Origin of the sequence: Carnobacterium funditum DSM 5970 (genome assembly GCF_000744185.1) — a bacterium.
Taxonomy (GTDB): domain Bacteria; phylum Bacillota; class Bacilli; order Lactobacillales; family Carnobacteriaceae; genus Carnobacterium_A; species Carnobacterium_A funditum.
In genome coordinates this window covers 362,312-376,187 of sequence record NZ_JQLL01000001.1, presented here as the reverse complement: position 1 = coordinate 376,187, position 13,876 = coordinate 362,312, and the positions used below count along the sequence as shown (strand labels likewise).

Annotated in this window: 11 protein-coding genes and 1 other RNA gene; 3 read left to right on the top strand and 9 right to left on the bottom strand. The window is 33.5% G+C overall.

Going from position 1 to position 13,876, the window contains the following annotated elements; genetic code table 11:
* Positions 1-41: 41 nt before the first annotated feature.
* The 3 genes from rnpB to BR44_RS01630 form a co-directional block, all read right to left on the bottom strand.
* Positions 42-419: RNase P RNA component class B (rnpB, locus tag BR44_RS11210), an RNA gene on the bottom strand.
* A gap of 28 nt (positions 420-447) precedes the next feature.
* On the bottom strand, positions 448-786 hold the full coding sequence (gene gpsB / locus BR44_RS01635; protein ID WP_034550028.1) for a cell division regulator GpsB: 339 nt from the start codon (positions 784-786) through the stop codon (positions 448-450).
* A 143-nt stretch (positions 787-929) separates the two neighbouring features.
* On the bottom strand, positions 930-1,469 hold the full coding sequence (locus BR44_RS01630; RefSeq protein ID WP_034550027.1) for an SLOG family protein: 540 nt from the start codon (positions 1,467-1,469) through the stop codon (positions 930-932).
* Positions 1,470-1,536: 67 nt separating this feature from the next.
* Here BR44_RS01630 and recU point away from each other — a divergent pair, with 67 nt between their 5' ends.
* Positions 1,537-2,154, top strand: a complete 618-nt coding sequence (gene recU / locus BR44_RS01625) for a Holliday junction resolvase RecU (RefSeq protein ID WP_034550025.1) — start codon at positions 1,537-1,539, stop codon at positions 2,152-2,154.
* Between the two features lie 73 nt (positions 2,155-2,227).
* The gene (locus BR44_RS01620) at positions 2,228-4,870 is read left to right on the top strand and encodes a PBP1A family penicillin-binding protein (protein WP_051912458.1); all 2,643 of its coding nucleotides are present in this window, start codon (positions 2,228-2,230) and stop codon (positions 4,868-4,870) included.
* Positions 4,871-4,955: 85 nt separating this feature from the next.
* Here the strand turns inward: BR44_RS01620 and nth are convergent, their stop codons facing one another.
* From nth to BR44_RS01590, 6 genes are all read right to left on the bottom strand, one after another.
* Positions 4,956-5,576, bottom strand: coding sequence for an endonuclease III (nth, locus tag BR44_RS01615; RefSeq protein WP_034552817.1), 621 nt, complete (start codon positions 5,574-5,576; stop codon positions 4,956-4,958).
* 19 nt (positions 5,577-5,595) lie between these two features.
* On the bottom strand, positions 5,596-6,306 hold the full coding sequence (locus BR44_RS01610) for a DnaD domain-containing protein (RefSeq protein WP_034550024.1): 711 nt from the start codon (positions 6,304-6,306) through the stop codon (positions 5,596-5,598).
* Between the two features lie 138 nt (positions 6,307-6,444).
* Positions 6,445-7,743 (bottom strand): asparagine--tRNA ligase, encoded by a 1,299-nt coding sequence (gene asnS, locus BR44_RS01605; RefSeq protein WP_034550022.1) that lies wholly within the window; start codon positions 7,741-7,743, stop codon positions 6,445-6,447.
* Positions 7,744-7,884: 141 nt separating this feature from the next.
* Positions 7,885-8,361, bottom strand: coding sequence for a cell wall elongation regulator TseB-like domain-containing protein (locus tag BR44_RS01600; protein ID WP_034550021.1), 477 nt, complete (start codon positions 8,359-8,361; stop codon positions 7,885-7,887).
* 40 nt (positions 8,362-8,401) lie between these two features.
* Positions 8,402-11,206, bottom strand: a complete 2,805-nt coding sequence (gene dinG, locus BR44_RS01595; RefSeq protein ID WP_034550020.1) for an ATP-dependent DNA helicase DinG — start codon at positions 11,204-11,206, stop codon at positions 8,402-8,404.
* A gap of 113 nt (positions 11,207-11,319) precedes the next feature.
* A complete protein-coding gene (locus BR44_RS01590) occupies positions 11,320-11,793 on the bottom strand; it encodes a hypothetical protein (RefSeq protein ID WP_034550018.1) in 474 nt (157 codons plus the stop codon).
* Between the two features lie 560 nt (positions 11,794-12,353).
* Between BR44_RS01590 and BR44_RS01585 the strand changes: the two genes are divergently transcribed.
* Positions 12,354-13,628, top strand: coding sequence for an AI-2E family transporter (locus tag BR44_RS01585; protein ID WP_051912456.1), 1,275 nt, complete (start codon positions 12,354-12,356; stop codon positions 13,626-13,628).
* Positions 13,629-13,876 lie beyond the last annotated feature (248 nt).

The following is a 13,876-nucleotide window of genomic DNA, read 5'->3' as shown; positions in this document are numbered from 1 at the left end:
AACCCTCCGAAAAGGAGGGTTTTATACCTGAATTTGTAAATTTCTGTAAGCCATGTTCTGTCTCAGATATCCTGTCAGGGTCATTTTATCCGGAGGTAATTATCTGTCTGCAATTACTGCCTCTTCCATCGGTTCAATTCCCTAGGAAAAGTGCCCCTACCAAAGTTTGGGTTGCTCGCTCGAGGGGTTTACCGCGTTCCACCAATGCCGTTTCCAACATTGCTTCGTCACTGTGGCACTTTCAAGAATACTCAGTCATAGTTTTTAAAGACCTTAGACTTTTTTTCTGCCGTCACTTTATCAAAAGATAAAGGCCTTAGCTTATTGTTTCGCTAAGCACGAACACTACAAGCGTCGCAGCTTGTGCGAGCATGGACTTTCCTCAATCTAGTCAAGCTAGACTGCAATTACCCGAAATTTACAAATGATTATTAAACTTATTATTTACTACTCTTCTTCATGTTCATCATGTTCATCTAGTTTTGAACCAAAAACATGTCTTTCTAAATTAGACAAACGTTTTAAAATATCGAAATTTGTTACTGTACTACTGGGCTGCGTTGAATAGGTTGGCTTAGTTAAAGTAGCTTGTTTTGTTAATTCATCTACTTTACTTAATAACCTTTCATTTTCAGCTTTTAGCTGTGTAAGTTCTTTATTATATAATTCATAATCACGAATCACATCGTCTAGGTATTCATCTACTTCCGTAGGGTTATATCCTCGCATACTAGTTTTAAACTCTTTTTGTAATATGTCTTTGGTTGTTAATACTTTATCTGCCATGACTACACCTCTTTTTATCTTTCATTGATAATACGGCATTAATCTCTTGTTGCTATTATAGCAAAGATAAGTAAAAATATAAACTAAATTTTAATTAATTTATATTTTCTTCTTTAAAATGCATTTTAATTGTTGATTAACACTTATTCATCTATAGTTGTATTTTGTAATTGATCAAAATCGATCAATCGACAATCATACTCTCCAACTTCTTGCTTTTTTAAAATAGCTTGGTAAAGCCATTTTGTTTTCCCTTCATTCTCTGGGTCATAAACCAATAAAGCCGCTTGAGTGTGTTCGAGCATGAATGCTTGATGGTTTTTAAGCTGAGATGGATCTTTATACGGCTGATGGGACACCGATTCTACAAAGTCTACTTTTTTCTTAGATTGCATTAATTTCATTTGATTTTTTTCATTCCAATTTGAACCAAATTCTAAAGAGGGAAAGATTATTCCTTGTTTGATCTCCGGATAGTCTATTTTTAATTCATCGACTACCTCAATCGTCCATTGTTCAATACCAAATTGTCCAGTAGTTAATATCCACTTAACCCCCTCTTCAATATAGGATCTGATTTCTTCTTTTAAACATTTTTTTATAATAACAACTTTAGGATCATCGTCTTTAAATACGCCCAATTCAAATGACCGATAGCCGCTAACTAATAAATTTGTTACCATGTATTCTCATTCTCCTTTTCTTTCGAGCGAAGTATTTGATATAATGAATCACAGGAGCGTGATAAGATTGGTTATAAGGTACCCTAATGGCGAGAGTTACTCTCATGATGCCGAAAAAAATGGTAAAAAGCAAACGAAAAAGAAAGAGGTATCCTTTAGTAAAAGAGGCATGACCCTAGAAGAGGAATTAAATGAAAGCAATGCTTATTACCTGGCCTTTAACAAGGCAGTTATTCACAAAAAGCCAACTCCTATACAGATTGTTAAGGTTGATTACCCAAAAAGAAGTGCTGCTGTTATAAAAGAAGCCTATTTTCGCCAAGCTTCAACTACTGACTACAACGGTGTTTACAACAGTTTTTATTTGGATTTCGAAGCGAAAGAAACAAAAAATAAAGAATCTTTTCCTTTAAAAAATTTCCATCAACATCAAATAACACATATGCAAGAATGTCTTAAGCAATCAGCTATTTGTTTTGTAATTCTACGTTTTTCATCTAGCAATAGACTCTTTCTTTTAGAAGCAAGTTATCTGATTGAATACTGGCACAAACAAGAAGAAAATGGTCGGAAATCTATCCCTCTAAAAAACCTTGAAAAAATAGGTTATGAGATGTATTATGGATTATCGCCACGAATTCCTTATTTATCAGTTGTCGATCAATTAATTGCTAAAAATAACTAGTTAGAGTTAGGATACAAAAAGAAAAGCAGGACTGCTTTCCTATCTTATATAATTTTAAGGAGTAGAAGTATATATGTCAGAAAAAAAAGAAACCATGTCACGCGTCTCTAAGAAAAAATCCGACCAAAAGAAACGTTCTAAATCTACAAAAAATAAAAAACAAGCTTCAAAGCCAATTTTTAAGAAAGTTATTTTAATGGCTATTGCACTTCTAGCAGCCATTTTTATAGGAGGCGCAGGATTGTTTGTCTATTATGCTAGCTCTGCACCTGAGCTGACTGAAGAAGACATTACTGGTTCTATTTCATCTGATATTTTAGATGATAAAGGAAACGTTATTTACACTCTTGGTGGACAAAAACGTGACGTTGTCACTGAAGATCAAGTGCCTCAAGTGTTAAAAGATGCTATTGTATCTATCGAAGATCAACGTTTTTATAAACACAACGGTATTGATCCAATTCGTATTGCTGGCGCCGCGTTAGCTAACGTAACAAATGGTTTTGCTTCTCAAGGAGGAAGTACCATTACACAGCAACTAATCAAATTATCTGTTTTTTCTACAGACGAAGCCGATCAAACGTTAAAGAGAAAAGCTCAAGAAGCATGGCTAGCTTTAAAATTGGAACGTCAATATTCTAAAGAACAAATTCTTACATTTTATATTAACAAGGTCTACATGTCTGATAATAATTATGGCATGAGTACCGCCAGTGATTATTATTATGGTAAAGAATTAATTAACTTAACTTTACCAGAAGCAGCTATGTTAGCTGGATTGCCACAATCTCCTAATACCTACAATCCTAAAACTTATCCCGATAAAGCTAAGGAGCGTCGAGATTTAGTATTAGATATGATGGTAGAAAACAACAAATTGTCCGCTGAAGATGCAAAAAAAACTAAATCAATTTCAGTAGAAGAAAACCTTGTTAACCGTACAGAAGAACAGTCAAACGAATTAGTTTTTGATTCTTACTTAAAAGAAGTTATTTTAGAAGTTGAAGAAAAAACTAATTTGGACCCTCATACAGCTGGTTTAACCATTCAAACTAATTTAAATATGGATGCACAAAAAAGATTGTTTGATATTCTAAACTCTGATGAGTACGTCAATTTTCCAGATCAAAATCTACAAGCTGCTGTGTCCATGGTGGATGCTAAAACTGGGCAATTAAAGGCAATGGGTGGTGGAAGAAATCAAGAAGTACAATTAGGAACTAACCGTGCTGCTGAAATGAATAGAAGTGTTGGTTCAGCTATAAAACCTCTTTCTACTTATGGACCAGCTATAGAATATTTAAATTACTCTACCTATCAGCAGATAGTAGATGAACCTTACGAATACAATACTGGTGGTTCTCTTTATAATTATGACAGAAAATATCTAGGGCCAATCAGTATGCGAAAAGCAATAATCGATTCTCGAAATGTTCCAGCTGCTAAAACTCTTCAAGAAGTTGGCTATGCCGATGCAACATCCTTCTTGAAAAATGTTGGCATTGACCCTTCTAAATGGAACAATGAAGTAGGTTTAGTTGAATCAAATGCTATTGGTGGAGAAATTACGCCAATTGAGCTTTCGGCTGCTTTTGCTGCTTTTTCAAACGGTGGAATGTACACTGAACCTTATACTGTTTCAACAGTTACACTGCAAAATGGTGAAGAAATTGATTTAACTCCTGAATCTAAACAATCCATGAAAGATTCAACAGCGTATATGATAACGGATATTTTAAAAGACACTGTTAACTCAGGTTCAAACCAAAATTTGGTTCCAATTGAAGGAGTACCTCAAGCTGGTAAAACTGGAACAACAAACTATACAGATGAAGAAAAAGTAAAATACAATATTCCAAATGATGGCGCGCCAGACTCATGGTTTAATGGCTATTCCAGTAACTATTCTATCGCTGTCTGGGTAGGATACGACAAAAAGTTTGAAGATGGAAATTTCTTGAGTACTAGTTCTCAACAATTGCCACGAAAAATTTATCGTTCGTTGATGTCTTACGTTTCTCAATCTGTCGAGAACACCGATTGGAAAAAACCTTCTTCAGTTGTAGAAGTTGCCATAGAAGCTGGGTCAAATCCAGCAAAACTTCCAGGTCCAAACACTCCTACTGATAAAATTGTTAAAGAATTGTTTGTCAAAGGAACGCAACCGACTAGTGTCTCTTCTACTTTTGGAGAAAAATTAAAAGCTCCGAGCGGCCTGACAGCAAAATACGATAAAGAAAAAGAAGAAATAGCTATCAAATGGGACAAATATGACCCTAGCAATAAAACGGATTCTGTTAGTTATATCTTAACCGTTGCAGGTCAAACATTCGAAACCTCAGATTTATCTTATATCGTTCAAAATCCTTCTGAAGGAAAAACGGATATTACTCTATCGGTTAAAATTAAAGATAAAATTGGCCCAAAAGCAACGACCTCTCTCACTATTCCTCCAAAAAAGGAAGAAAAGGATAGCAGTTCAGCAGATGGTTCATCTCAAAGTTCAGAAGAAAGCTCTGTAGAAAGTTCTGTAGAAAGCACCTTAGAAAGTTCCTTAGAAAGTTCCGAACCAGAAAACAGTTCTGAAAGTAGTTCTGAAAGTAAAGATGAATCTGCAAGTCAAAACAGCATAAAAAGTAGCAGTTCAAGTGAATCTTTAAAAAATCCAGTTTCGAAACCAACAACTAAAAAAGATTCTGTAAGTAAAGAAGAGTAAGAAACTCTGTTAAAACCAAAAAAACAGACTAAACCATCATCTTGAAAAAGATTGGTTTAGTCTGTTTTATTTTTAATTTGAATTTTTATTTTTGGCCTAATAACTGAAGACAAACAGTATGATCATGACTTCTAGCTGTACATTGATAACGTCCAAAAAATATAAGCCGATGATGCGCGATGCTCCACATTTCTGGGGGTAGTTTTTTCATAAGTGTCTCCTCTACTTCACGAACGGTTGCATCCGGAGAACAAATACCTAAACGCTTAGCTACCCTTTCAACATGTGTATCTACGGCTATAGCAGGGATCTTGAAAGCAACACTTAAAACGACATTCGCAGACTTTCTGCCAATACCCAATAGAGATTCCAATTCTTTTCTTGTTTGGGGTACTTCGCTATTAAAGTCAGCGACTAATTTTTGAGAGCAAGCTTTAATATATTTTGATTTGTTTCGATATAAGTTAATCGTTTTAATCATTTCCATTATATCTTCAATTGGTGCTTTCGAAAAAGCTTCAGGGGTTGGGTATTTTTCAAACAAATTAGGAGTTATCTTATTCACTGATACATCAGTTGCTTGTGCACTCAACAATACAGAAATTAATAGTTCAAAGGTATTACGGTGAACCAATTCGCATTCTGCATCTGGAAAAAGTTCCCCCATCGCTTCAATGAGTTCAATTGTTTTCTTTTTGCTCAACAAGTTAAAGCCCCCCTTTTTTTCAGTTTGAATCATTTAACCAGTTGTGAAGCGGTACTTTTGCTCCTGATTTTTTATCTGTTGGACGTTTGGTCTCTGGTCCATTCTTTTGTCGACGACTTTGAGCCTCTTTTTCTACTTGAGCTTTAGAACGAATATTTTTACGTTCCCAGTTTAATAATATTCGATCAACGTATTTCAAATTGTATACTTGACTTAAAACAGCTTCTCTTAAAGCCATTTCAATCAATTCAATAGAGTATTTATCATCATCTAACCACATCCCAATGGTTTGAATTTCAATTGGAGATAGCGCTCGACCAAATTCAGATTCAAAATGTTGATACAGGTCTTTTTCAACTATCTGCTGTTCTTGATGTTGGGCAGTTATTTTAGTTTGAACCAATAACAAAGCTAATTTATCCCAAAGTAAAGAAAGACTGTATCGGTCATTTGTTTTTCCTTCGGAGTTTTTTTCAGTTTCAATGGTTAGTACATTTTTTTGGATTAAATCGTGAATACCCTGAAAAGCATCTGCAGATGAAATACCCATTCGCTTTGCAATTTCTTCAGTATCAGGGAAAAATATTCCGCTATCCAAATAAGATTTTAACTGTAATAGTAAAACTAACTGTTCATTTGTTAAGCCGATGTCTCTATATTTTCTTAAAAGAATATTTGAAATTGTCGTATTTCCAGCAGCCAACCATTCTTTTAAAAGTTGATTATCCATTTCATTTTTCTCTCCTAACTCTATTTCATTCCTGCATTCAAATAATAAAGGATTGTTTATCGAAACTCGCCTACTTACTACTTGATAAAAAACAGTAACTTAAGAAAACTTAAGTTACTGTTTTTTATGATCTTCTATCTATGGATAAATACGGTTCAATAAACGCGGGAACGGGATAGATTCGCGAATGTGTTCTGTACCACAAATCCATGTTACAGCTCTTTCTAATCCTAATCCAAAACCAGAATGTGGAACTGAGCCATACTTACGTAAATCTAAATACCAAGCATAGTCTTCTTCAGTTAAACCAAATTCTTTAATGCGAGCTGTTAATGCTTCAAAATCAACTTCACGCTCACTACCTCCAATAATTTCTCCGTATCCTTCAGGAGCAATCAAATCGGCACATAGCACAACATCATCGCGATCTGGATGTGGTTTCATATAAAAGGCTTTAATGGCTTTAGGGTAGTTTAAAATAAAGACTGGTTTATCAAATTGCTCAGCGATAAATGTTTCATGAGGAGAACCAAAATCATCTCCCCACTTGATTTCATCGAAACCATTATCATTTAATAATGTGATTGCATCATCGTAAGAAATTCTTGGGAACGGTAATTTTGTATAGTTTTCCAACACTTCTTTATCTCGCCCTAATACCGATAACGCATGATCACAGTTATCTAGAACACTTTGAACAATGTAGGCAATATATTGCTCTTGAACCTCTAAGCTTTGCTCATGATCCATAAATGCCATTTCAGGCTCCATCATCCAAAATTCAATTAAATGACGTCGAGTTTTAGATTTTTCTGCACGGAATGTTGGCCCGAATGAAAAAACTTTTCCAAATGCCATCGCTGCGGCTTCCATATATAATTGACCACTTTGTGATAAATAAGCTTCTTCATCAAAGTATTCAGTATGGAATAGTTCTGTTGAATCTTCAGCTGCGTTAGCTGTTAAAATGGGCGGATCAATTTTTATAAATCCTTCTTTATTGAAAAATTTATAAGTTGCTAGAATGATTTCATTACGTATTTGCATGATGGCATGTTGTCTTGTTGAACGCAACCATAAATGGCGGTTATCCATCAAAAATTCTGTTCCATGCTCTTTTGGTGTAATGGGATAATCATGGCTTTCACCAATAACCTCAATATTTTTTACAACAATCTCATAGCCAAACTTTGAACGACTATCTTCTTGTATATCCCCAGTAATCAAAATAGACGTTTCTTGACTTAAACCTTTGGCTAATTGAAATACATCTTCTCCAACTTCACTTTTCACTACAATTCCTTGAAAAAAAGCTGAACCATCACGCAATTGTAAAAAAGCAATCTTTCCGCTAGAACGCTTATTTGCTACCCAAGCGCCTATGGTAACTTCTTTTCCTACATTATCTTTAGATTCTATAATCGAAATTTTTTTCACAGTCCTAAACCCCTTTAACTTCATATAAATTACTTTCATTCTTCAAAATGATGTTCATACTTCTTAAGTATAACTAACTTTACGCAAGTTAGCATTAAAAATTAATAAAATTTCTTATTTCCTTTGGTTTACTCAATGAATTTAAATATTTTTAATGTCTTTAACCCATTTACCATCTTTAGCTGTTACAATATAATACCCTAATTTTCCATTTTTTTGCTCGTAAGTTACTTCCCAAACGGGTATGCCGTTTTCTAAACCGATTCTAGTTTCTAACATTTTTTTAGGTTTCATTTCTGTGTAAGCTATTTTTTTTGCTTCGTTTTCACTAATGAATTCCCCTGGATTTAAAACAATAACCTTCCCGCCTTTTTGCTCAACAATCACCATCATGCTTTCTTCTTTTTTATTTACTCCAGAGACACTAAAATAAGTTTGTTTATTGTTATACCAGTAAAACTTATTTACAGTCATTAAATTAGAACTTTCTTGAGCAATTTTAGTTGTCTCTTCTCTGGCCTGCATCAAGGGCTGCCTACTTTTCGTATAAATGAAAACAGAAAAAATGATGACTATTCCCATTGTGATTGTTAAGAGACTGATGATACCTTTTTTCATTTTATCCCCACTTTAGTTAGTCGTGTATTTTAAAATCAGTTCAACGCTCATTTAAAAAAAGAGTCAGTTTTCTTTTTAACTCTTCTTTTGAAACGACCTCTTTTACTAAGTGAACTGGTAAAGACTTCATTATTTTTTGGCCATAAGCCATTTTAACTAAACGGTCATCTAAAACAATCATGACACCTTTATCCGTTTCAGAACGTATCAAGCGTCCTAAGCCTTGTTTCATCCGAAGAGTGGCTTTAGGAAGAGCATCTACTACAAAAGGATTTAAGCCTTGTTCTTCTAACCAATTATATTTCGCTTTAACTAAAGGACGTTCAGGAGATTCAAATGGTAAGCGAGTCACTACAATTATTTTTAATGACTTTCCTGGTAAATCGACACCTTCCCAGAAACTGTCTGCTCCTAATAAGATTCCACCAGTTGAATTGAAAAATCGTTTTAACATCCGATCTCGACTTCCTGAGATTCCTTGTGCCAATAACTCTCGACCTGAAAAGGAAGACTGTTGTTGGAGCAAATCATAAACATCTTGTAACGTTTCATTCGCTGTAAATAAAACCATCATGTTTTCATTTGTTATCTTAACTACTGACTCTAAATATCCCACTATCATTTCAGCATAATCTGCTTTTGATAATTGTTTAATTGGTTTTAAATCTTCCGGAATCCAAAGTCGAGCTTGTTTTTCATAGTTATAAGGACTGGATATAGACAATCTCCGTAAATTAAATTCGCCCAATTGATTTTCAAAATAGGTGAAATCTGAGTTGATAGACAATGTTGCTCCAATATACAAAATAGATTTATTTTTTTCTACTAAATATTTTTTTATGAATAAACTGCTATCAATGATAGATTGTTTAATTACAAAACTATTTTTTGGATTTTTTTGTTTGAATGAAAACCAAGTTAGTTCATTTTGTTTATTTTTTTGGAAAATACGAATAAAAATATTTTTTTGTTTTTCAACAATCGTTATCACTTCAAAAAAATCATCTAATAAATACCTCTCTAAGTAAGTATATTGTTCTCTTTGAGAGGACGTTTGACGGATAATTTCCTGTCCAAAAAACACTAAATCATTTAATACGGTACTAATTTTTTTAGTTAGTTTTTTTAAGTCTACCGTCCATTTTTCTGTTTTAAAAAATTGTAAATCTACTTGATTAGTAGTGGTATTTGAATCCATCAGTTCTTGTTGAGCGTATAGGAGCACGGCTTCAAAAAAATCAGATAGATCTTCTTCTAAAGTTAAAACACTCATTTCCATCAACTTAAGTTGTGATGGGTTTATTATTGTAGTGCTCTGGCTCAAATGATTCAATTGACTTACAAAACTTTTCTCATCTGTTAGCTTCCCAATTTTTTTAATCATTTTTTGATTATGGTAATAAGAAAAACTGTCACTCGAAGCCTCTGTTGCTACATCTGGCAGGTGATGAGCCTCGTCAATGATAACCCGTTCTGATGCCGGCAAAACTGGCTCATCACGTTTTAAATCATGGAAAAGAAAAGCATGATTTGTAATAATAATACTGGCATGTTTTATCTTTTCTTGTGCATGATGATAAAAATCTTGCTCAAAGAAGGGATCTTTTAAACGGTTATCGGTCCATCCTCTATGACGAACCTTCTCCCAAAATGGTTGCAAATAATTGGTCAAATTTAATTCGTCTATATCCCCTGTAACTGTCTCAGTTAACCAAGTTAATGTCCGCATTTTTAAAATAGTATCTGTTAAATTTTCAAACGGTTCTTTTAAGACTTCTCGAAACTTAGATAAATGTAGGTAGTGTTGCTTGCTTTTTACAATAACCGCCTGAACTGTAAATGGAACAATTGAATTTAACTGTACCATATCTTTTTCAAATAATTGTTTTTGTAAGAGTGTTGTATGGGTACTGATAATGACTGGGTTCTCTGGTGTTGCAAGATAAGATAAGGGCAATAAATAGCCTAATGTTTTCCCAATTCCAGTAGCAGCTTCAATCACAAAATGTTCTAAGTTATTTTCAAAAAAGTACTCATATATTTCATCCATCAATTCGTTTTGCAATAATCGAACAGTTAACTGATTATGAAATAAATTTTCCTTATCTGCAGTATCAACAGGGTAAGATGCTTGGATACGATGAGAGTTTTGTTCCATTAATACCTGTTTTTTACATAATGCCAATCCTTCTTTAACGAATAATGTTTTGGGCAGTAACAGACGCTCATCATACATTTCATTTAGCGCATCCATAAAGAATAAATTTGTATTCATTGTACAATGTTCAGCTAATTCAACTAATTGCTCAACAGTCACCAAGGGTAGTTTTTTTAACTTTCTTTTCAATAGTAAAAATAATTCTGCTGTTACATAAGCATCACTATCAGCTTGATGGGGGTTTTGATGTGTGAAGTCAAATGCTGTTGCTAAATCATTTAAACGAAAACTCGGTTCTGTCGGCAAAATAATCTGTGCTAATTCAACCGTATCTATTCCTTTATTTCTCAATGAAGGCAAGCCACATCTTTTTAACTCTTGAGTTAAAAAAACATAATCAAATTGGATATTATGCGCAACAAAAATACACCCATCTAGTAAGTTGAAAATCGTTGGAGCAACATCTTCAAAATAAGGAGCATTTGCAACTGTTTGATTTGTAATGCCGGTCAATAGTTCAATTTTTTTGGGTATATTCGCTAATGGATTAATATCAACAGCAAACTGCTGTACAATTTTATCCTCTTCTATCAATACACAGCCAAATTGAATGATACGATCTCCATTTGCTACGTTGCCGCCAGTTGTTTCAATATCCACAACTGCATATGTAACTTTTTCTTTCACTTTAGTCACCTAATTCTTATTTCTTAATAATTATTCTCTTTGACTATCATACTATGAACCAATAAAAAACACAAAAAAACTACGACATTTTACGGCCGTAGTAGTTATTTTTTTTATTTATTTGAGTAAATCTCTTCAGCTGTTTTATTCGGATCAATAACAATAAATAAATGGCCATCTTCAGAAATAAATCCAGTTTGATAGTCATTATCATTTCCATCAACATCTCCTGCTTGATATGGGAAGTAGACTCTATCTTTCTCATTTATTTCTTCTGCAGTTTTATCTCCAGGTACCGCATAAAGAATATCCATCTTTTCAATATCTGGTTGTTTTGTTATTCTTTCAAACATCCCTAATTCTAAACCACCTAGGTTAATATCAGCGGATTTGACTTGCTCTGCATTTGGAAGGATTTCAATTTTTAAAGATTCGCAAGGGTAGATTTCTTCTAACTCGCCGCCTCCAATGCGTCCAAAACTTTTACTAATTTGTTTAATCCATAAATCTCCAATGTATTCTTTTTTAATTGTCCATGTTTCACCATTTCTTAAGTAGAACTTTAACGCAGTTACTTCTTTTTTCATATTATCTCTCCTTCGCTTGTAGTAATACTCATTGAACAATTTCATTTTATCATAAATTAAATAAAAAGAAAGTGTTTCGATTATTTTATTGTGATTAAATGTACAATCTTTTAAATTATTTAATAGTTAGTGTTATACCTGAATCACTAATAGAATTTTACAAAAGAAAAATTCTATTAGATAATGAGATGAAAATCAGATTTTTTTCTTTATGATCTAAAAATTAATTGAATGCTGGATTGAATTCCTTCCTGGCGAAAGAAAGGAAAGGAACAGAAAGGAAATAATAGGTTATCAATAGATGTACCTATTCCAATTGATTATGGTATTCCGATGGTTGTTGAACAAATTCAAGATCATTTTGAGTCAGAATTTTTATATTTAAGTTACTCAATAAGATAGCCTTGAGAATACTACTCTTGCTTTAAAAAATGATATAATGAGTACCTATTGTACTTCACTTTCTTATTTTCAGGTCTTCTTTTCATACCTTGAGAGAAGATAAATCAGGTGGTTGTATGCTAAAATAAAGAAAAATAGTATTCAAAAGAGGTGGAATCATGCAAAAAGAAAATAATAATAAAAAAACAAAAATATATGAAGATATGCATTTCATTAATTTCTGGGGCGGCAAAAAATTAGTTTTCACTTTGGTTGTGTTAATTTTAGTGGCTCTCCTTATCATGATTTTCAATCAAGTATCCTTTATTTTCCAACCATTACAAGTTGCCTTTACTACTATTATCGGTCCTTTAATTCTTGCGGTAGTCTTTTATCACTTACTGGATCCTTTAATTTCCTGGATGGAGGAACGTGGTCTCAAAAGGAAATTTGGCACTGCTATTGTCTTTGTTATTTTCTTAATTCTAGTCGGATACGGATTGGTTCTTTTGATTCCTATTTTATCCGAACAAATCAGTGAATTTGTTTTAGAATTCCCTAATTATGTCGATACGTTAAAACAGCGTTTGGAAGGGGTTGTTTCCGGAAGTGTGTTTGAAAGTTATTATAAAGATGCTATGAATAGTTTGGATAGCACAGTCGGAAATATCCCTACGAAAGTAATGGACTGGATTGGGAGTTCTTCCCAAAAAATCGTTGGCGTCTTTTCCACTATCTCAACTGTCGTATCGGTTATTATTACTTTCCCAGTTGTTCTCTTCTTTATGCTAGCAGACAAAGGAAAATTCAAACCTTTTATGATGAAGATAATTCCTCCTATTTTTCGTGATGATGTTCAAACGGTCTCGACTCGTGTTTCTAATATAGTCAGATCGTATATTCAAGGAGAAATTTTAGTTGCTCTCAGCTTAGGAATTTTATTATTCTTTGGGTATCTGATTATCGGATTGGATTATGCTTTTGTGTTGGCTATTATCGCTGCCGTTACAGCTATCATCCCTTTTATTGGTGCAACGATTGGCATTATTCCCGCTTTGATTGTCGCTGCTTTCACTTCACCATGGATGTTATTCAAAATGGCTCTTGTATGGGGAGGTGGTCAGTTTATTCAAGGAAATATTATTGAACCGACTATTATGGGTAAAAACCTAAAGATGTATCCACTAACCATCATTATTGTTTTATTAGTGATGGGAAATCTTTTAGGGATTATCGGATTAATTTTAGGCGTACCTTTATTTGCAATTATTAAAGTATTCCTAGAGTATATCCTGGAACAATTTAAAAAGCGTTACAACCGTTACTTTTCTGAAGTAGCAGGTTCCTATGACATTGATAAGGATTTAGCCGGCGATACCAACCTCGCTGATGAAAAGGGAACTGTTAAGAGCGAGTCCTCGGATGAAGCTGAAGAGGAAGACAAAGGAAAATAGTCTGAGTAGATAATAGTAGCATTCCCAGAAATAATAGGCTATTTCTCTATTTCCATAATACAGCGTTGATTTTATTGAACAATCCTAACTATAGTCATAACTTATCAGCTATGACTATGGTTTTCTATTAGATATGGTTAGTTAATTTTTTTACATATTATTTTATTAGGGCATTAACCGATTATACTTCTCTTTTATCTGAATCATTCATAGAATTTCACACCAGAATAGTTTTACCAACTAATTAG